We start from the raw sequence: 19,142 nt of genomic DNA, 5'->3' as shown, positions 1-19,142 counted from the left end.
GCTCAGGCCTCCGGGATCTCGAACGTGCTGGTGCGCTGCATGCCGGCGGCGCGTCCCTTGCCCGCGATGACCAGGGCCATCTTGCGGCTGGCCTCGTCGATCATCTCGTCGCCGAGCATCGCGGAGCCCTTCTTGCCGCCCGCCTCGGAGGTGTAGTAGTCGTACGCGTCCAGGATCAGCTCGGCGTGGTCGTAGTCCTCCTGCGACGGCGAGAAGATCTCGTTGGACGCCTCGACCTGGCCCGGGTGCAGCACCCACTTGCCGTCGAAGCCGAGCGCGGCGGCGCGCTGGGCGACCTCGCGGTAGCCCTCCACATTGCGGATCTGCAGGTAGGGGCCGTCGATCGCCTGGAGGTTGTTGGCGCGGGCGGCCATCAGGATCTTCATCAGGATGTAGTGGTAGGCGTCCGCCGGGTAGCCGGGCGGCTGCTCGCCCACGACCAGCGACTTCATGTTGATGGAGGCCATGAAGTCGGCCGGGCCGAAGATGATCGTCTCGATCCGCGGGGAGGCCTGCGCGATCGCGTTGACGTTGTTCAGACCCTGCGCGTTCTCGATCTGCGCCTCGATGCCGATCTTGCCGACCTCGAAGCCCATGGTCTTCTCGATCTGCGTCAGCAGCAGGTCCAGGGCCACGATCTGCTCGGCGTTCTGGACCTTCGGCAGCATGATGCAGTCGAGGTTCTGGCCGGCGCCCTCGACCACCGTGACGACGTCGCGGTACGTCCACTCGGTCGTCCAGTCGTTGACACGCACCACGCGCGTCTTGCCCGTCCAGTCGCCCTCGTTGAGGAACTTGACGATGGTGTGCCGCGCCTCGGGCTTGGCGAGCGGCGCGCAGGCGTCCTCCAGGTCCAGGAAGACCTGGTCCGCCGGGAGGCCCTGCGCCTTCTCCAGGAAGCGCGGGTTCGAGCCCGGCACGGCCAGGCAGGAGCGCCGCGGGCGAAGGCGGTTGACGGTCGTCATGCGGGGACCTCCAGAGGGTCGAGCTTGTTCGCTTTCCGGATCTCGTCGACGATGCGGCCGATGATCCCGGTGATGTCGAAGTCCTTCGGGGTGAAGACGGCGGCCACTCCGGCTTCCTTCAGCTGCTCGGCGTCACCATTCGGGATGATGCCACCGGCGATCACCGGTATATCTGTGGCACCGGCCACACGGAGGCGCTGGAGCACGTCCGGGACCAGCTGGGCGTGCGAGCCGGACAGGATCGACAGGCCCACCGCGTGCACGTCCTCGGCGAGTGCCGCGTCCACGATCTGCTCGGGCGTCAGCCGGATGCCCTGGTAGACCACCTCGAAGCCGGCGTCGCGCGCGCGTACGGCGATCTGCTCGGCGCCGTTGGAATGCCCGTCCAGGCCCGGCTTGCCGACCAGGAAGCGCAGCTTGCCGACGCCCAGGTCACGGGCGGTGGCGTCGACCTTGGCCCGGACCTCGGCGAGCGCGGAGCCCGGCTCGGCGGCGACGGCGACCGGCGCGGAGGAGACCCCGGTGGGCGCCCGGTACTCGCCGAACACCTCGCGCAGCGCGCCCGCCCACTCGCCGGTCGTGACCCCGGCGCGGGCGCACTCCAGCGTGGCCTCCATCAGGTTGTCGGTTCCCTTGGCGGCCTCCTTCAGCCGCTCCAGCGCCTTGCAGGGGCGAGGGTGGTTGAAGGGCGGCTGGTAGCGGGTGTCGCGCCACTTCTGGAGTGACTCGATGACCCGGGCCTCGACCGCCGGGTCGACCGTCATGATCGCGGTGTCCAGGTCGGCCGTGAGCGGGTTCGGCTCGGTGCTCTCGAAGGCGTTGACACCGATGATCTTCTCCTCGCCGGACTCGATCCGGGCCCGGCGCTCGGCGTGCGAGGAGACCAGCTGGGACTTCAGGTAGCCGGACTCGACGGCGGCCATCGCGCCGCCCATCTCCTGGATGCGGTCGATCTCCGCGAGGGAGTCGGCGACCAGCTGCTCCACCTTTGCCTCGATCACCTTCGAGCCCTCGAAGATGTCGTCGTACTCCAGCAGGTCGCTCTCGTACGCCAGCACCTGCTGGATGCGCAGGCTCCACTGCTGGTCCCACGGCCGGGGGAGGCCCAGGGCCTCGTTCCAGGCCGGCAGCTGCACGGCACGCGCGCGTGCGTCCTTGGAGAGGGTGACCGCCAGCATCTCCAGCACGATCCGCTGGACGTTGTTCTCCGGCTGCGCCTCGGTCAGGCCGAGGGAGTTGACCTGGACGCCGTACCGGAAGCGGCGCTGCTTGGGGTCCTCGATGCCGTACCGCTCGCGGGTGACCTTGTCCCAGATGCGGCCGAACGCCCGCATCTTGCACATCTCCTCGATGAACCGGACGCCCGCGTTCACGAAGAAGGAGATGCGGGCGACCACGTCGCCCATGCGCTCCTGCGGCACCTGGCCGGAGTCGCGCACGGCGTCCAGCACTGCGATGGCGGTGGACATCGCGTACGCGATCTCCTGCACCGGCGTGGCCCCGGCCTCCTGCAGGTGGTAGCTGCAGATGTTGATCGGGTTCCACTTCGGGATGTGGGAGACCGTGTACGCGATCATGTCCGTCGTCAGACGGAGGCTCGGCCCCGGCGGGAACACATGGGTTCCGCGGGACAGGTACTCCTTGACGATGTCGTTCTGGGTCGTGCCCTGGAGCTTGGTGATGTCCGCGCCCTGCTCCTCGGCGACGACCTGGTAGAGCGCCAGCAGCCACATGGCGGTGGCGTTGATCGTCATCGAGGTGTTCATCTGCTCCAGGGGGATGTCCTGGAACAGCCGGCGCATGTCACCGAGGTGCGCGACGGGCACGCCCACCCGGCCGACCTCGCCGCGGGCGAGGATGTGGTCGGGGTCGTAGCCGGTCTGCGTCGGCAGGTCGAACGCCACCGACAGACCTGTCTGGCCCTTGGCGAGGTTGCGCCGGTACAGCTCGTTGGACGCCTCGGCCGTGGAGTGACCGGCGTACGTCCGCATGAGCCACGGCCGGTCCTTCTGACGCTCTGTCATCTGTGACCTCAGACGTTCCGGAAGCGGTTGATGGCGTCGATGTGCTTGGCGCGCATCTCCTCGTCGCGCACGCCGAGGCCTTCCTCGGGCGCGAGGCACAGCACGCCGACCTTGCCCTGGTGCAGGTTGCGGTGGACGTCGTAGGCCGCCTGGCCGGTGTCCTGGAGGGAGTACACCTTCGACAGGGTGGGGTGGATCTTGCCCTTGGCGATGAGGCGGTTGGCCTCCCAGGCCTCGCGGTAGTTGGCGAAGTGGGAGCCGATGATGCGCTTCAGCGACATCCACAGGTAGCGGTTGTCGTACTCGTGCATGTAGCCCGAGGTGGAGGCGCAGGTGGTGATGGTGCCGCCCTTGCGGGTGACGTAGACGCTCGCGCCGAAGGTCTCGCGGCCGGGGTGCTCGAAGACGATGTCGATGTCCTCGCCGCCGGTGAGTTCGCGGATGCGCTTGCCGAAGCGCTTCCACTCCTTCGGGTCCTGGGTCTGCTCGTCCTTCCAGAACTTGTAGCCCTCGGCGTTGCGGTCGATGATCGACTCGGCGCCCATCGAGCGGCAGATCTCCGCCTTCTGGGGCGAGGAGACGACACAGATCGGGTTGGCGCCGCCCGCGAGCGCGAACTGCGTCGCGTACGAGCCGAGGCCGCCGCTCGCGCCCCAGATGAGCACGTTGTCGCCCTGCTTCATGGCGGCGCCGTTGCGGGAGACCAGCTGGCGGTAGGCGGTGGAGTTCACCAGGCCCGGAGCCGCGGCCTCCTCCCAGCTGAGGTGGCCCGGCTTCGGCATCAGCTGGTTGGACTTCACCAGCGCGATCTCGGCGAGCCCGCCGAAGTTGGTCTCGAAGCCCCAGATGCGCTGCTCGGGGTCGAGCATGGTGTCGTTGTGGCCGTCGGAGGACTCCAGCTCGACGGACAGGCAGTGCGCGACGACCTCGTCACCGGGCTTCCAGGCGTTGACGCCCGGGCCGGTGCGCAGGACGACGCCCGCGAGGTCGGAGCCGATGATGTGGTACGGCAGGTCGTGGCGCTTGGCCAGCTCGTTGGTGCGGCCGTAGCGCTCCAGGAACCCGAAGGTGGACAGCGGCTCGAAGATCGAGGTCCACACCGAGTTGTAGTTGACCGAGGAGGCCATGACGGCCACCAGGGCTTCGCCCGGGCCCAGCTCGGGCACGGGCACCTCGTCGAGGTGGATGGACTTGCGCGGGTCCTTGTCGCGGCTCTCCAGGCCCGCGAACATCTCCGTCTCGTCCTTGTGCACGGTGATCGCGCGGTACGACTCGGGGATCTGCAGGTTGGCGAAGTCGGCGGACGTGGCCTCCTTCGACTGGATCGCGTCCAGGATGTCCTTCACGGTCACTGTTGCCTCCGGCGGTGAGCGCCCTGAGGGAGGGGCGCTGGGGGTTCGTCGGTGCTGCTGCTTGGGAGTGCTGCTGAGGGTTTTGGAAGTGCCGTCGGTTCGGCTCGGTGGTGCTTCGGCAGCGCTTTGTGGCGCGGGAGGTTGCCTGTGACGCAGGCGTCCGGGCGTGGGGGCCATGGCCCTTGGGGACAGCCGGCGAGCGAACGGTCTCTGCTCGCCGGCCGCCCGGACACCTTCAACGTATGACACCGCGTGTCAGGTGACAAGGCACTGAGTGCCAGAAGTTTGGCTCAGGTGAAATCTTTACGTAACAAATGAGCGATGATCGATCGAACGGCGCTTGAAATCCGCTCGAAAACGGCCCCTGACATGGCAAAACGGCCACCCCGTCGGGTGGCCGTCGTCACAGCCGGAACAGCGGCCGGCAGCGGTACGGGAGGGGCTCAGCGCTCCTTGAGCGCCTCCTCGATGGTCCGCATGACCTCGTCCAGCGGGGCGTCGGTACGGGCGACCGTGACCAGCACCTCGCCGTGCGCCGAGACCGCCGCCGGAGCGGTGGTGGCCGGCTTGGCCGCCGGACCGCGTCCGGCGCCGATGCCCGTGCCGAAGGTCTTGCGGACGATCGCGAAGGCGTGGTCGAGCTGCGCCTCGACGTCGCCCTGGCCCCCCGCCCGCAGCCAGCGCCGCAGCACATGGTTGTGGGCGGTGACGACCGCGGAGGCGGCGACCTCGGCCAGCAGCGGGTCGTCGTTGGCGTCGTCGGCGTGCGCGTGCTCGTCGAAGTGGCCCAGGAGGTAGCGGGTGAACAGGCGCTCGTAGCGGGCCACCGAGGCGATCTCGGCCTCGCGCAGGGTGGGCACCTCGCGCGTGAGCTTGTAGCGGGCGACCGAGATCTCCGGGCGGGCCGCGTACATCTTCATGACTTCCTTGATCCCGCGGCACACGGTGTCGAGCGGGTGCTCGTGCGCGGGGGCGGCGTTGAGGACCGCCTCGGCGCGGATCAGGGTGTCGTCGTGGTCGGGGAAGATCGCCTCTTCCTTGGAGCGGAAGTGGCGGAAGAAAGTGCGGCGGGCGACTCCGGCGGCGGCCGCGATCTCGTCGACGGTGGTCGCCTCGTACCCCTTGGTCGCGAACAGCTCCATGGCTGCGGCCGCCAGTTCTCGGCGCATCTTGAGCCGCTGGGCGGCGGCGCGGCTGCCTGCGGCACTTTCCGGCGCGTCGGGCGTAGCTGGTGTACGGGAGGACTTGGCGGGCTGGGACATGACCCGAACGTACTGCATGTGCGCAGTTCGGTGCGCGGGTGAGGGGTTTCTCCCGCCCCCGGGGCCGCCCCCGCCCCACAGGGGCGGGGGAGCGTCCACCGGGTCGAGCAGTCCGCCCCAGTCCGTCTCCGCGTGGGACCAGTCGCCGCCGCCCTCAGCGGCGGGCATACTCGCGGAAGCCGCGGCCGGTCTTGCGGCCGAGGCAGCCCGCGGCCACCAGGTGCTCCAGCAGCGGGGCCGGGGCGAGGCCGGGGTCGCGGAACTCGCGGTGCAGGACCTTCTCGATGGCCAGCGAGACGTCCAGGCCGACCACGTCCAGCAGCTCGAAGGGGCCCATGGGGTAGCCGCCGCCGAGCTTCATCGCCGCGTCGATGTCGTCCAGGGACGCGTAGTGCTCCTGGACCATCTTGATCGCGTTGTTCAGGTACGGGAACAGCAGCGCGTTCACGATGAAGCCGGCCCGGTCGCCGCAGTCCACCGCGTGCTTCTTGATCTTCGCGCAGACCTCGCGGACGGTCGCGTGGACGTCGTCGGCGGTCAGCACGGTCCGCACGACCTCGACCAGCTTCATGGCGGGGGCCGGGTTGAAGAAGTGCATGCCGATGACGTCCTGCGGGCGCGAGGTGGCGCGGGCGCAGGCCACGACGGGCAGCGAGGAGGTGGTGGTGGCGAGCACCGCGCCGGGCTTGCAGACCTTGTCCAGCGTGGCGAACAGCTGCCGCTTGACCTCCAGGTCCTCGGCGATCGCCTCGACGGCCAGGTCGACCTCGGCGAAGGCGTCGTAGGAGCCGGCCGGGGTGATCCGGTCCAGGATCTGCGCGGCGGCCTCGGCGGTCAGCCGCCCCTTGTCGACAGAGCGCGAAAGCGACTTGCCGATACGGGCCTTGGCGGCCTGTGCCTTCTCCGCGCTGCGGGCGGCCAGCACCACGTCGTAGCCCGCCTTGGCGAAGACCTCGGCGATGCCGGAGGCCATCGTGCCGGAGCCGGCGACACCGACGGAGCTCACGGGGCGTCCGGCGGCCCGGGTGTCCCCGGTGGCCGGGGTCAGCGCGTCCGGCACGACCGTGGCGCTGCCCGGCGCCTCGTAGGTGTAGAAGCCGCGCCCGGACTTGCGGCCGGTCAGGCCCGCCTCGCTGAGCTGCTTCAGGATCGGCGCCGGGGCGTGCAGCCGGTCGTGGGACTCGGCGTACATGGCCTCAAGGACCGTGCGCGCGGTGTCGATGCCGATCAGGTCCAGCAGCGCGAGCGGGCCCATCGGCAGGCCGCAGCCGAGCCGCATCGCCGCGTCGATGTCCTCGCGGGAGGCGTACCGGGCCTCGTACATCGCGGCCGCCTGGTTGAGGTAGCCGAAGAGCAGGCCGTCCGCGACGAACCCGGGGCGGTCGCCGACCGCGACCGGCTCCTTGCCCAGCTCGATCGCGAGGTCCGTGACCGAGGCGACGGCGCCGGGCGCGGTCAGCACCGAGGAGACGACCTCGACCAGCTTCATCGCCGGCGCCGGGTTGAAGAAGTGCAGGCCGAGCACCCGCTCGGGGCGGGCCGAGTCGGCGGCGAGGCGGGTCACGGACAGGGCGTTGGTCCCGGTCGCGAGGATCGTCTCCGGGCGGACGACGCCGTCCAGCTCGCGGAAGATCCGGTGCTTGATCTCGTACGACTCCGGGGCCACCTCGATGACGAGGTCGGCGTCGGCGGCCGCCGCGAGGTCGGTGGCGGTGCGGACCCGGGCGAGGGTGTCGGCGCGCTCCTGCTCGGTGAGCCGGCCGCGCTCCACGCAGTGGGCGGTGCGGGCTTCCAGGGCGGCGACGCACTTCGCGGCCTGGGCCTCGCTGATGTCGATGCCGATCACCTCGCGGCCCGCCTTGGCGAGGACCTCGGTGATGCCGGTGCCCATGGTGCCGAGGCCGACGACGGCGATCGTCTTGAGCGGGGACAGGCTTGAGTCGGAAAGGGGAGTGGCCATCGCGGGACTCCAGGAATGAGGGTGACGACGAGGAACGCGCCGGGTGCGCCGAGGGGCGCACCGCGGAGCGGAAGGAGTGCGGGTGTTGTCGGGCTGCTGAGCGCACACGCCCGGTGCTGCCGGATGCCACGGGTGTTGCACACGCCCGTGATCGGCAATCGGCAGGGAATCCGACCGGCCCTGTCCCGGAGCCGGGTCGTACTGCGGTACGTCGTACCGAACCGACCAGACGCTCGCGACGGCCGCGTCACCAAACCGTCGCCAGCGGAAGTGCGAGTGGGTAACTCGCTCGTCTGAGCTTAACCCGCCAGTAACGAGCGCGCCAGACCTGAGTCCGGCCGGACTTTGTGATGTAGGTCCCTCACACCTCGCCGGCCGCCTACGCTGGACTTCGTGGACGAAGAGTTGCGATCGCTCACGGAGCGCTTACGGCAGGAGTCGCGCGGCTCGGCGGCGTTCGACCGGCTGCTGGCGACCGAGGACCACGACGAACTCGCGGAGGTGCTCACCGCGCCCGGACAGCCCCTGTGGGCCAGGGAACTGGCCGCGTTCCGGCTCGGCCTGGCCGGCGACCGGCGGGCCTTCGAGTCCCTGGTGCTCCTCCTCAACCACCGCGACCCCCCGCGCTGCGCCTCCGCCGCCCATGCCCTGGCCCGCCTGGGCGACCCCCGCACGGCCCGCGCCGCGGCGGCCCTCGCCACCAACGAACTCCGTGTCGCCTACGCCCTGCACCCCGTACGGCTCCTGACCGACCTGCGTGCCCCGGAGTCCGTGCCCGCCCTGATCACCACCCTGGAGCGCCGGCTGAGCCCGCGCGACCCCTATCGCCGCGTCGCCCTCGCCTGCGTGGAAGGCCTCGGTACTCTCGGCGACCCCCGTGCCCGCCGGGTGCTGAACGAGGCCCTGGCCCACCCGTCCCTCGCTGAGGCGGCGGTGCGGGCGCTGGCGCGGATCCCGCAACAGAAGGAGGCGACCTGACGGGGGTTCAGCTGATCGATTCCCTGACACAGCGCACCTCGGGCACGGGTACGCCGTCCACCTCGAACGGCTCCTCGGCGCCGTCTGCACGGAATCCGGCGCGCTCGTAGAAGCGGCGGGCGGCGGCGTTCTCCTTCAGGACCCACAGGAAGACGCGGGGGTACGACGCGCACCGCTCGACCGACGCCGACAGCAGCGCCCGTCCGAACCCGCGGCCGATGTACGCCGGATCCACGTACAGGGCGTACAACTCCGCGTCCACCGTGCGCAATTCACCGTCCCGGTACGGCCCGAAGGCCGCCCAGCCGACGACCTTCCCCGCATGCTCGGCGACCAGGTTCACCACGGAGCCGTCCCCCTGCGCGAACCAGGTCCGCCGCCGCTCGGCGTCCGCCGCGACGCTGAGTCCGTCGAGGTACGACTGTGGCATCAGCCCCCGATAGGCGTGCTGCCAGCCGCGGATACGGATCTCGGAGACGCGGTCGCAGTCGGCAAGGCTCATCGGGCGGACACATGGCGGCTGTTCGCGCATATGTGCACCCTAGTGTGGCAGCTGGGCGAGCGCGGGACCGGTGGGCCAGGGCGTTCCGCCGGGCGTTCCGGGCCGTCCGCCTACACTGGCGGGCATGGCATGCCGCATCAGTGAGCTGGTCATCGACGCCGCCGACCCCGAACGGCTCGCCGCGTTCTGGAGCGAGGTCCTCGGCTATGTCGAACTCGACCGGGAGGACGACGGCAGCATCGCGATCGGGCCGCCGGACACCGGCTTCGGCGGACCGCAGCCGATTCTCGTCATCGGCCCCACCAGCGACCCGCGCCCCGCAAAGCTCCGACTGCACATCGACGTCAACGCCACCGACCGCGACCAGGACGCCGAGCTGGAGCGGCTGCTCGCTCTCGGCGCGAGGCCCGCCGAAGTCGGCCAGACCGGCACCGAAAGCTGGCACGTGCTGGCCGACCCGGAGGGCAACGAGTTCTGCCTCCTGCGCACCCGTCTGCAGCCCCTCTGAGCCGGACGCCCCGCTTCACCGGGCCCTGCCGGGCGTCGTACCGGTGTGGAACACCGGCCAGCAGATCTCCGTCCGCCACCGCGAGCTGTCGGAGGTGTCGCGCAGGCCGACGAGGTAGTACTCGCGGATCGGGCCGTCGACGGTCAGCGCGTGGCGTGCGACGTAGGCGGCCAGCGCGCCGTACGCGCGGTCGACCTCGGACGGTGGCCCGCAGTGTTCGACGACGGCGAGTTCGACCGCCGGAACCGCCGGCGGCCGGACGCGGCCGACCGGCCGGACCGGGGCGTCGCAGGGCACGAAGACGGTCACCCGTCCCCGGTGCCTGGTGAACAGCTCGTCGGCGAACACGGAACGTGGCCTGGGCGGCGCGGGTCTTCCTCGTCCTCGACGACGACGGCCGGATCAGCGAGGACTACCACCTGACGGTGCAGCCCCTGCCCGCCTGGAACCCGGTCCACGGCCCGCTCGCCGCTCGTCGCCCACCACCGCGAGCGCCTCGACCTCCATCAGGAACTCCGGTGCCACCAGCGCGGCCACCTGGACCGCGGAGGACGCCGGGAGGCGGTCGTCGGGTATGTGGGCGGCGCGGGCCGCGCGGATGGCCGGGAGGTGGGCCGTGTCCGTGACGAAGTAGGTCAGTTTCACCACGTGTTCGAAGCCGGCGCCGGCCGCGGCCAGGCAGCGCCTGAGGTTCTCGAAGACCTGGCGGGCCTGGGCCGCGGGGTCGCCCTCGCCGACCGGCTTGCCGTGCTCGTCCAGGGCGAGCTGGCCGGAGACGGCGACGAGACGGCCGGTCGCCGAGACGACGTGGCTGTACTGGGTCGCGGGGGCCACGCCGTCAGGGGCGGGGATGCGGGTCGGTTCGGTCATGGCTCCATGGTGCGGCACACCACTGACAACGCCTCGTGGCAGGCACCGTTGGCGCGTCTACCTGCGGAAACCGAGCAACCCGTGCAGCGCTGAGCCGCGCGACGACGTGGACGCGGCCTTCGTCGCCAGCGGTTTCGGCTCGGGCGACTTCGCGCAGACCGCGTCGGCCGCACCCGAACCCGTGCCCCGGGGCACCCTGCCGTCCGTCAGATACGCGACCAGGTACTTGTCCAGACACGCGTTGCCGCTCAGCGTGACGCCGTGGTTGCCGCCGCCCTCCTCGACCACCAGGCTGGACCGGGCGAGCAGCCTGTGCGCCGTTGCACCGCCGGTGTACGGCGTGGCCGCGTCGTCCGTCGCCTGGAAGAGCAGCACCGGCGGCAGCTCGGTGTTGGCGATGTTCACCGGCCGGCGTCTCGCGGCCGGCCAGAACGCGCACGGCGCGTTGTACCAGGCGTTGTTCCAGGCCATGAAGGGTGCCTTGGCGTAGACGCGCCAGGCGTCGGCGCGCCACCGGCTCCAGCTGCCGGGCCAGGAGCTGTCACGGCACTGCACCGCCGTGTAGACGCTGTAGCCGTTGTCCCCCGGGCCGCTCACGGCACCGTAGTTCTGGTACGCCTCCACCAGCGGCCCGGTCCTGCCGTCGCGCACGTAGGCCGCGAACGCGTCGGCGAGGTAGGGCCAGTAACCGTCGTAGTAGCCGCCGGGGATGAAGGTGTCCTCCAACTCGGAGGCGCCCACCTTTCCTTCGGCCGGCTTCTTCGCCAGTGCCGCCCGCATCGCGTACCACTCGGCCTCGACCTTCTCGGGGTCCGTGCCGAGGTGGTACGTGGAGTCGTACCGGGCGATCCAGGCCATCAGCGCGCGATGGCGGGCGTTGAAGGCGTACTCCTGGCCGAGGTTGTCCCGGTACCAGACCCCGGTCGGGTCGACGACCGAGTCCAGCACCAGGCGGCGCACCCGCTGCGGATACAGCTTCGCGTAGACCGCGCCGAGGTAGGTGCCGTACGAGTATCCGAAGTAGCTGATCCTCGGGGCGCCGAGCGACCGGCGGATGGCGTCCATGTCGCGTACGGCGCTGACGGTGTCGAGGTACGGCAGCACGTCGGCGTAACGGCGGCCGCAGGCGGCGGCGAAGGACCTGGCGCGTGCGAGGTTGGTCCGCTCCAGCGCGGCCGTGGCGGGCACGGTGTCCGGGCGCACCGTCCCGAAGTGGCCCGGCACGCAGTTCAGGGCCGGGCTGCTCCGGCCCACCCCGCGCGGGTCGAAGCCGATGACGTCGTACTGCGCGGCCACGTTCCGGGGCAGTGCCGAGGCGACGAACCCGGCGAGCGTCAGTCCGCTGCCGCCGGGCCCGCCGGGGTTGACCAGCAGCGGCCCCTGGGAGGTCTTCGCGGTGTGCGGGACGCGGGAGAGGGCGAGCGTGATCCGCCGGCCCGACGGGTGCGCGTGGTCCAACGGCACCTCCAGCGAGGCGCATTGGAGGGTCGGATAGTCGCTGGTGCCGCACTTCTTCCAGCTGAGGTGTGCCGACGGGGCGGCTGCTGCGGGAACGGCGGTGACCGAGCCCGCCAGCACGGCGGCGGTTGCGCACAGCACGGCTGCGCGTGTTCTCATGCGTCCTCCCGGGACGGCGGTGTCGGCGGACCGCGAGGGTCACATCTTCCGCCGGATGGTCCCGGAATCGGCGCCCTGAAGAACGTGTTATAGGCAGAGTTGACCCATTTGGATTCTCACATGAGGGTGAGCTGGGTCGGTTCGGCCACGGCCGGCGGCTCGTCGGGTTGCGCCGGACGGATGCGGCGGGCCAGGCCCGGGCGGGTCGGCCCGATGCCGAACTCCTCTGCCAGCTCGTGCACCTGACGGGTGATCCGGCGCTGGTACCACTTGGGCGCGTAGGCACCCTCGGCGTACAGCCGCTCGTAGCGCCGCACGAGGTACGGATGGTGCCGGGCGAGCCAGGCCATGAACCACTCCCGCGCGCCGGGCCGCAGATGCAGCACCAACGGCGTGACCGAGGTGGCCCCGGCCGCCGCGATCGCCCGCACCGTGGCCCGCAACCGGTCCGGATGGTCGCTCAGGAACGGGATGACCGGCGCCATCAGCACCCCGCAGCCGATGCCGTGCTCGCCCAGGGCGCGCACCACGTCCAGGCGGCGTTCCGGCGCGGGCGTGCCCGGCTCGACCGTGCGCCACAGCTCGGTGTCGAGGAAGCCGACGGAGACGGAGATGCCGATGTCCGTCACCTCGGCCGCCCGGACCAGCAGGTCCAGGTCGCGCAGGATCAGGGTGCCCTTGGTGAGGATCGAGAACGGGTTGGCGTGCTCGGTGAGGGCGGAGATGATGCCCGGCATCAGCCGGTAGCGGCCCTCCGCGCGCTGGTAGCAGTCGACGTTCGTGCCCATCGCCACGTGATCCCCCTGCCAGCGGCGGGAGGCGAGCTGGCGGCGCAGCACCTCGGGCGCGTTCACCTTGACGACGATCTGGGTGTCGAATCCGATGCCGGTGTCGAGGTCCAGATAGCTGTGCGTCTTCCTGGCGAAGCAGTACACGCACGCGTGCGTGCAGCCCCGGTAGGGGTTGACGGTCCACTCGAACGGCATGCGCGAGGCGCCCGGCACCCGGTTGAGCACCGAGCGCGCCCGCACCTCGTGGAAGGTGACACCCCTGAACTCCGGCGTGTCGATGGTACGGGTGACGACGGCGTCGGCGCCGAACAGCGCCGCCTCCGCGGCCCGGCCGTGTTCGCTCTCGCCCGTGAGGTTCTCCCAGCGCATGACGCCTCCTCGGTAGCACTGCGCCACACAATAGAACATGTGTTCCCATGATCGTGCGAGCCCTGGTGAGGAGCCTCGACGGCGACCCCGGATTTGTTGGCCGGGCACCGGGGTGGTTGGCTTTCCCCAACCCCGAGAAACACGGTCCTGGAGGAACGCAATGGCGCAGGTCGAGGCCACTACGGAGCGGGTCGTCGCGGCGGACGCGGAGAAGGTGTTCGACGCCCTCGCCGACTACCGCGGCACGCGGCAGAAGCTCCTGCCCGAGCACTTCAGCGAGTACGAGGTCCGCGAGGGCGGCGACGGCGAGGGCACCCTCGTGCACTGGAAGCTCCAGGCCACCAGCAAGCGGGTGCGCGACTGCCTCCTGGAGGTCAGCGAGCCCACCGACGGCGAGCTGGTCGAGAAGGACCGCAACTCCTCCATGGTCACCACCTGGCGCGTCACCCCGGCCGGCGAGGGGAAGGCCCGGGTCGTCGTCACCACCACCTGGAAGGGTGCCGGCGGCATCGGCGGCTTCTTCGAGAAGACCTTCGCCCCCAAGGGTCTCGGCCGGATCTACGACGCGGTGCTCGCCAGGCTCGCCGCCGAGGTCGAGAAGTAGGCCAAGGGCCCGCCGGTGAAGGGGGGTTGCCCCCGGCTGCCCCCCTTCACCGGTTCGAGTGGATCCCCCTCTCGTCCGGAACGATGCCGTAACTCACCGCAGTTGTTCACAGTTGACGCTTAACGCGGGAAATGTGACAGGTGCGACGAGGGGAGCGGGACGTGGGCGGGACGACTCTGGTGCGGGACGAGCCGCTCACGGCGCCCCCCGGGGCACCCGCGGTCCCACCGGCCGGGAGCGCCGGACCCGGCACGCGCCGCGTGCGGCTGGTGTTCCTCGGGCTGATGCTCGCCCTGCTGCTCGCGGCGCTCGACCAGATGATCGTCGCGACCGCACTGCCCAAGGTCGTCGGTGAACTGCACGGCCTGGACCGGATGTCCTGGGCGATCACCGCCTATCTGCTCACCTCCACCATCGGCCTGCCGCTCTACGGCAAGCTCGGCGACCTCGTCGGCCGCAAGGGCGTCTTCCAGTTCGCCATCGCCGTCTTCGTCCTCGGCTCCGCGCTCGCCGGCCGGGCGCAGACCATGGACCAGCTGATCGCCTTCCGCGCGCTCCAGGGCGTCGGCGCCGGCGGGCTCATGATCGGCGTGCAGGCGATCATCGCCGACATCGTGCCGCCCCGGCAGCGCGGCCGCTACATGGGTCTGATCGGCGCCGCCTTCGGCCTCGCCTCGGTCGCCGGGCCGCTGCTCGGCGGCTACTTCACCGACCACCTCTCGTGGCGCTGGTGCTTCTACATCAACGTCCCCTTCGGGCTGGTCACCCTCGCCGTCGTCACGGTCGTTCTGAAGCTGCCCAAACCCGTCGGCCGCGGGCGTTTCGACGTCGTCGGCGCGCTGCTGCTCGCGGCCGCCTCCACCTGCCTGGTCCTGCTGACCAGCTGGGGCGGCACCGAGTACGCCTGGGGCTCCCGGCAGATCCTCGGCCTCGGCGCCGGCGCGCTGGCCGCCGCCGTCCTCTTCCTCGTCGCCGAGCGGTTCGCCGTCGAACCCCTCATCCCGCTGCGGCTGTTCCGCGACTCCGTCTTCGACGTCAGCGCCCTGGTGGGCCTCGTGATCGGCGTCGCCCTGTTCGGCGCCGCCAGCTATCTGCCGACCTTCCTGCAGATGGTCGACGGGGCCAGCGCCACCGAGTCCGGGCTGCTGATGCTGCCCATGATGGCGGGGATCGTCGGCGCCTCCGTCATCGGCGGACAGCTCATCAGCCACACCGGCCGCTACAAGCTCTTCCCCGTGCTCGGCGGCGCCGTCTCCGCCGTCGGCATGTGGCTGCTGTCCCGGCTCGAAGTGGACACCCCCCGGCTGCACTACAGCATCTGGATGGCCGTCCTGGGCGTCGGTATCGGCCTGGTGATGCCGGTCCTCGTCCTCGCCGTGCAGAACTCCGTGCGCCCCGCCGACCTCGGCACCGCCACCAGCGCCAACAACTACTTCCGGCAGATCGGCGGCAGCGTCGGCGCCGCGGTCTTCGGCACCCTCTTCGCGAACCGGCTCGCCCACTCCCTGCGCAGGGAACTGCCCCCGAGCGCGGGCGTCCGACTGCCCGAAGCCGACTCCATCACCCCGCAGCTCGTCCACGCGCTGCCCCCGGCCCTGCGCGACGCCTACATCCGCGCCTACGCCGACGCGATGCCCCGGATCTTCCTCTACCTCGTCCCGGTGCTCGCCCTCGGCCTGCTCATCGCCTTCTTCCTCAAGGAGAAACCCCTGGTGTCCCACCACACCACCGAAACCGAGCCCGAGACCATGAACTCCCCGATCCCGCAGGCCCGCCCCCAGCCTTCGGCCGGGGGGACCCCCATCTCGCTTCGCTCGCCCCACACCGCCGGAATCCCCGTCTGCGGCACGGTCCAGCACCCCGACGGCACCGTGGTGCCCCGCGCGGCGCTCACCCTCATCGACGTCGCCGGGCAGCAGATCGGGCGCGGCGCGAGCGGCGAGGACGGACGGTACGCGCTCAGCACGCCGGGCTCGGGGTCGTACGTGCTGATCGCCGCCGCCGGCGGCCACCAGCCGCAGGCCGTCTCCGTCACCGTCGGCGAACGGCCCGTCGAACTCGACGTGGTCCTCGGCGGCGCCGGACGCCTCGCCGGCAGCGTGCTCACCGCCGACGGCAGCCCCGTGCGCGACGCCACCGTCACCCTCACCAATGTGCACGGGGAGGTCGTCGCCGCCACCCGCAGCGGCCGCGAGGGCGGGTACGTCATCACCGAACTGGTCGCCGGCGAGTACACCCTCGCCGCCAGCGCCCCCGCCTTCCGCCCCGCCGCGCTCCCGGTCAGCGTGCAGGCCGCCCGGGAGACCCGCCAGGACGTCGAACTCGCGGGCGGCGCCGTGCTGCGGGGCACGGTCCGGGCGAGCGGCGGCCGGCCCGTGGAGGACGCGCGCGTGACGCTCCTCGACGCCGCCGGCAACGTCGTCGACACCCTCACCACCACCGCCGACGGAACGTTCCGGTTCGTCGACCTCTCCTCCGGCGAGTACACCGTCATCGCCGCCGGTTACCCGCCGGTCGCCACCGTGCTGCAGGTCGCCGGCGGCGGCCGCACCGAACGGGACCTGCAGTTGGGGCACGAGGACTGACAGGGCGGGGACGGGGCGGCGCCCGCGGGGCGCTGAGCTGCGCGCCGGTGCGATCCGGTGAAACCAATTCCAGGATTGCCACACATCGCGACCAGCCGTCGCCGTACCGTAGTGGCGGGCGGCACAGATCGTTTGCGTACAGCCGTGGGGAGAGAGGGCCTGGGCCATGGACCGTGGCAGCGAGCGGGACACACCTCCCGGGCGCGGCGTCGGCGACGCGGCGGCGGGCCGGATTCCGCTGGCCGTGGTCGTCGTCGACCGCGACGGCCTGGTGTCCCACTGGAGCAGCGGCGCACGCCGTTTGTTCGGCGTGGGCAGGCAGGAAGCCGTCGGCCGTGCCGCGGCCGACCTGCTGCCCGTCTCGGGCGCCCTCCCCGAGGACCTGCACGGCGGCGCGATGCCGGACGCCTACGAGGAGTACGACGGGCTCGGCCCCGACCTCGAGTCCTCCCTCGACGGCCGCACCGCCTACGCCACCGCGGGCCGCGCCCGCCTCGTCCCGCACGGCCAGGAGCCCGACGGCGAGCGGCTCGACGTCCTCTGGTGGGCCTATCCGCTGGTCGGCCCCGGCCCGTCCCGGCTGCTGGTGCTCGCCGCCGACGCCACCCGGCTGCGCGACGAACGCGGCTACGACGACGAGACCGCCGAACGCATCTCGCCGGGCTTCGCCCGCCACACCGAGCTGCCCGCCTCCGAGGAACTCGAACGCCGGCTGCCCGAGATCCTGCCCAACATGGGACCGGGCCTGAGCGGCCGTATCGTCTCCCAGGTGCTGGAACTGGGCTATCCGGTTCTGGAGTTCAGCCAGTTCGACCGGGTGCCCGTGACCCCGTACTGGGGCGTGCCCCGGCGGGCCGGGCGTCAGCGCGCCGAGGCCGTCCTGCCCCAGCAGCGCACGATCCCGGTCGTCGTCCCGGCCGGTGCCGAGCAGGAGCTCGAGTACGCCGCCGTGCGCGAGCGGCTGGAGTTCCTGAACGAGGTCAGTTCCGCCATCGGCTCCTCCCTCGACCTCGGCGAGACCATCCGCGAGGTCACCAGCGCCGCCGTACCCCGGTTCGCCGACTTCGCCGGTACCCATCTGCGCGCGGCCGTCCTCGCGGGCGAGGGCTTCCCGGACGGCCCGCCGGACGCGCAGACCGTGATGTTCCGCGTGTGGGTCGAGCACAACGACGAACCGGGCCGCTGGGACGACACCGTGCCGGTCGGCGAGTCCTTCGCGTTCCCGGAACACACGCCGTTCTACAAGTGCATGGTCACCGGGGAACCGGTGCTCATCCCGAGGGTCACCGAGGAGCTGTCCGAGCGGATCTCCGGCGAGTTCGAGAAGCGCGACCTCAGGCCGCTCATCGGCGGCCGCTCCCTGCTGATCGTCCCGCTCAAGGCGCGCAACGTCGTCCTCGGCTTCATGGTGCTGATGCGCCGCCCCGACCGGCCGGGCTTCGACGACATGGACCGCACCACCGGCGCCGAACTCGCCGCACGCGCGGGCCTCGTGCTCGACAACGCCCGCATGTACACCTACCAGGAGAACGTCGCCGACACCCTGCAGGACAGCATGCTCCCGCAGGTGACGCCGCGGATGGCCGGCTGCGACATCGCCACCCGCTATCTGCCGGGCACCCGGCTCGGGCGGATCGGCGGCGACTGGTTCGACACCATCAAACTGCCCGGCTCGCGCACCGCCCTCGTGGTCGGCGACGTCATGGGCCACGGCCTCAACTCGGCCGCGATGATGGGCCAGTTGCGCACCGCCGTACAGACCATGGCCACCATGGAGACCCCGCCCGCCCAGCTGCTGCGCAACCTCGACGACCTGGCCCGCCGGCTCGGCGACAACTACCTCGCCACCTGTCTGTACGCCGTCTACGACCCGATCCGCGGTGAACTGCACCTGGCCAACGCCGGACACATCCCGCCCGTGCTGGTCCGCGCCGAGGACGGCAGCAGCGAACTCCTCGACCTGCCCACCGGCGCCCCCATAGGCGTCGGCGGCGTGCCCTTCGAGGCGACCCGGGTCAAGGTCTCGCCCGGCGACCGGCTGGTGCTGTGCACCGACGGCCTGGTCGAGGTGCGCGGCTCCGACATCGGCGAGGGCCTCGCCGCGCTCTGCGAGTCCGCCGCCCACCCCGCCGCCTCCATGGACGACGCCTGCGACACCATCATCCGCGCCCTGAACACGCGCGGCGGCCGCAAGGACGACGTCGCCCTGCTGATGGCCCGCCTCAACGGCGTCCCCGCCGAACAGGTCGCCGAGTGGCGGCTCGAGGCCGACCCGCGCGAGGTGGGCCGGGCCCGCCGCCTGGTCCGGGAGCGGCTGCTGGCATGGGGTCTGCCGCAGGCCGTGGAGACGGCCGAGCTGCTGGTCAGCGAGGTGGTCACCAACGCCGTACGGCACGCCGTGAGCGAGCCGGTCGGACTGCGCGTGGTCCGCACCGACGCCCTGCTCTTCGAGGTCACCGACGACGAACCGGGGCTGCCCGAGATGCTCGGCGCCGACCCCTACGACGAGGCGGGCCGCGGTCTGCGGGTGGTCAGCCGGCTGGCCCGGGAGTGGGGCGCCAGTGCCAGCGGGCACCGCAAGACCGTCTGGTTCGAACAGGCTCTCGCCGGAAGGAGATGACGAGGGGGCTTGCGGGCCGTTCTTGCGCGCCCCCGCAGGTGGAACGGGGTCCGTACATCCGGTGAAGGTGGCCTTCAGCCCCTTGCCCCGCTCCGGGCCCTCGCGATATCCCGATCACGGAACCGAACCGTGGGG

Annotated in this window: 15 protein-coding genes; 5 read left to right on the top strand and 10 right to left on the bottom strand. The window is 71.3% G+C overall.

The window, feature by feature from the left end; all coding sequences use genetic code 11:
* Positions 1–2 precede the first annotated feature (2 nt).
* The 5 genes from FB563_RS01455 to FB563_RS01435 form a co-directional block, all read right to left on the bottom strand.
* Positions 3–965 (bottom strand): HpcH/HpaI aldolase/citrate lyase family protein, encoded by a 963-nt coding sequence (locus tag FB563_RS01455; RefSeq protein ID WP_055708680.1) that lies wholly within the window; start codon positions 963–965, stop codon positions 3–5.
* On the bottom strand, positions 962–2,989 hold the full coding sequence (locus FB563_RS01450; protein WP_055708681.1) for a protein meaA: 2,028 nt from the start codon (positions 2,987–2,989) through the stop codon (positions 962–964). The genes FB563_RS01455 and FB563_RS01450 overlap by 4 nt, the downstream gene beginning before the upstream one ends.
* Positions 2,990–2,997: 8 nt before the next feature.
* A complete protein-coding gene (ccrA, locus tag FB563_RS01445) occupies positions 2,998–4,335 on the bottom strand; it encodes a crotonyl-CoA carboxylase/reductase (protein WP_199832945.1) in 1,338 nt (445 codons plus the stop codon).
* A 449-nt stretch (positions 4,336–4,784) separates the two neighbouring features.
* The gene (locus FB563_RS01440) at positions 4,785–5,603 is read right to left on the bottom strand and encodes a TetR family transcriptional regulator (RefSeq protein ID WP_234357903.1); all 819 of its coding nucleotides are present in this window, start codon (positions 5,601–5,603) and stop codon (positions 4,785–4,787) included.
* Between the two features lie 154 nt (positions 5,604–5,757).
* Positions 5,758–7,563, bottom strand: a complete 1,806-nt coding sequence (locus FB563_RS01435; RefSeq protein ID WP_055708683.1) for a 3-hydroxyacyl-CoA dehydrogenase family protein — start codon at positions 7,561–7,563, stop codon at positions 5,758–5,760.
* Positions 7,564–7,956: 393 nt separating this feature from the next.
* Between FB563_RS01435 and FB563_RS01430 the strand changes: the two genes are divergently transcribed.
* Complete coding sequence (locus tag FB563_RS01430) at positions 7,957–8,541, top strand: adenylosuccinate lyase (RefSeq protein WP_055708684.1); 585 nt, start codon at positions 7,957–7,959, stop codon at positions 8,539–8,541.
* A gap of 7 nt (positions 8,542–8,548) precedes the next feature.
* On the opposite strand, the gene FB563_RS01425 is transcribed toward FB563_RS01430, so the two are convergent.
* Positions 8,549–9,073, bottom strand: coding sequence for a GNAT family N-acetyltransferase (locus tag FB563_RS01425; RefSeq protein WP_055708685.1), 525 nt, complete (start codon positions 9,071–9,073; stop codon positions 8,549–8,551).
* Positions 9,074–9,167: 94 nt separating this feature from the next.
* Between FB563_RS01425 and FB563_RS01420 the strand changes: the two genes are divergently transcribed.
* Positions 9,168–9,551 carry a VOC family protein gene (locus FB563_RS01420; protein WP_055708686.1) on the top strand — a complete coding sequence of 128 codons (384 nt, stop codon included), beginning with the start codon at positions 9,168–9,170 and terminating at the stop codon, positions 9,549–9,551.
* Positions 9,552–9,566: 15 nt separating this feature from the next.
* Here the strand turns inward: FB563_RS01420 and FB563_RS01415 are convergent, their stop codons facing one another.
* The 4 genes from FB563_RS01415 to FB563_RS01400 all read right to left on the bottom strand — a co-directional run bounded on the left by FB563_RS01415 (position 9,567) and on the right by FB563_RS01400 (position 13,198).
* Positions 9,567–9,899, bottom strand: a complete 333-nt coding sequence (locus FB563_RS01415; RefSeq protein ID WP_079048980.1) for a GyrI-like domain-containing protein — start codon at positions 9,897–9,899, stop codon at positions 9,567–9,569.
* Between the two features lie 54 nt (positions 9,900–9,953).
* Positions 9,954–10,421, bottom strand: a complete 468-nt coding sequence (locus FB563_RS01410) for a RidA family protein (RefSeq protein ID WP_079048981.1) — start codon at positions 10,419–10,421, stop codon at positions 9,954–9,956.
* A gap of 57 nt (positions 10,422–10,478) precedes the next feature.
* Complete coding sequence (locus FB563_RS01405) at positions 10,479–12,038, bottom strand: alpha/beta hydrolase (protein ID WP_055708687.1); 1,560 nt, start codon at positions 12,036–12,038, stop codon at positions 10,479–10,481.
* Positions 12,039–12,154: 116 nt separating this feature from the next.
* A complete protein-coding gene (locus tag FB563_RS01400) occupies positions 12,155–13,198 on the bottom strand; it encodes an Rv2578c family radical SAM protein (RefSeq protein WP_055708688.1) in 1,044 nt (347 codons plus the stop codon).
* A gap of 160 nt (positions 13,199–13,358) precedes the next feature.
* On the opposite strand from FB563_RS01400, the gene FB563_RS01395 reads away from it, so the two are divergent.
* The 3 genes from FB563_RS01395 (at position 13,359) to FB563_RS01385 (ending at position 19,007) form a co-directional block, all read left to right on the top strand.
* A complete protein-coding gene (locus FB563_RS01395) occupies positions 13,359–13,802 on the top strand; it encodes an SRPBCC family protein (protein ID WP_055708689.1) in 444 nt (147 codons plus the stop codon).
* Positions 13,803–13,963: 161 nt separating this feature from the next.
* A complete protein-coding gene (locus FB563_RS01390) occupies positions 13,964–16,387 on the top strand; it encodes an MFS transporter (protein WP_055708690.1) in 2,424 nt (807 codons plus the stop codon).
* 166 nt (positions 16,388–16,553) lie between these two features.
* Positions 16,554–19,007: an ATP-binding SpoIIE family protein phosphatase gene (locus FB563_RS01385; RefSeq protein WP_142218407.1), complete on the top strand. Its 2,454-nt coding sequence runs from the start codon at positions 16,554–16,556 to the stop codon at positions 19,005–19,007.
* Positions 19,008–19,142 lie beyond the last annotated feature (135 nt).

This window comes from Streptomyces puniciscabiei (genome assembly GCF_006715785.1).
Taxonomy (GTDB): Bacteria; Actinomycetota; Actinomycetes; order Streptomycetales; family Streptomycetaceae; genus Streptomyces; species Streptomyces puniciscabiei.
The sequence above is the reverse complement of the archived record's forward strand: the minus strand, read 5'-3'. Positions and strand labels throughout refer to the sequence as shown.

What these genes read in the sequence shown, in the direction of transcription:
- FB563_RS01455 (WP_055708680.1), bottom strand. Translation starts at nt 965, where the DNA reads ATGACGACCGTCAACCGCCTTCGCCCGCGGCGCTCCTGCCTGGCCGTG.
- FB563_RS01450 (WP_055708681.1), bottom strand. Translation starts at nt 2,989, where the DNA reads ATGACAGAGCGTCAGAAGGACCGGCCGTGGCTCATGCGGACGTACGCC.
- FB563_RS01440 (WP_234357903.1), bottom strand. Translation starts at nt 5,603, where the DNA reads ATGTCCCAGCCCGCCAAGTCCTCCCGTACACCAGCTACGCCCGACGCG.
- FB563_RS01435 (WP_055708683.1), bottom strand. Translation starts at nt 7,563, where the DNA reads ATGGCCACTCCCCTTTCCGACTCAAGCCTGTCCCCGCTCAAGACGATC.
- FB563_RS01425 (WP_055708685.1), bottom strand. Translation starts at nt 9,073, where the DNA reads ATGCGCGAACAGCCGCCATGTGTCCGCCCGATGAGCCTTGCCGACTGC.
- FB563_RS01420 (WP_055708686.1), top strand. Translation starts at nt 9,168, where the DNA reads ATGGCATGCCGCATCAGTGAGCTGGTCATCGACGCCGCCGACCCCGAA.
- FB563_RS01410 (WP_079048981.1), bottom strand. Translation starts at nt 10,421, where the DNA reads ATGACCGAACCGACCCGCATCCCCGCCCCTGACGGCGTGGCCCCCGCG.
- FB563_RS01405 (WP_055708687.1), bottom strand. Translation starts at nt 12,038, where the DNA reads ATGAGAACACGCGCAGCCGTGCTGTGCGCAACCGCCGCCGTGCTGGCG.
- FB563_RS01400 (WP_055708688.1), bottom strand. Translation starts at nt 13,198, where the DNA reads ATGCGCTGGGAGAACCTCACGGGCGAGAGCGAACACGGCCGGGCCGCG.
- FB563_RS01395 (WP_055708689.1), top strand. Translation starts at nt 13,359, where the DNA reads ATGGCGCAGGTCGAGGCCACTACGGAGCGGGTCGTCGCGGCGGACGCG.
- FB563_RS01385 (WP_142218407.1), top strand. Translation starts at nt 16,554, where the DNA reads ATGGACCGTGGCAGCGAGCGGGACACACCTCCCGGGCGCGGCGTCGGC.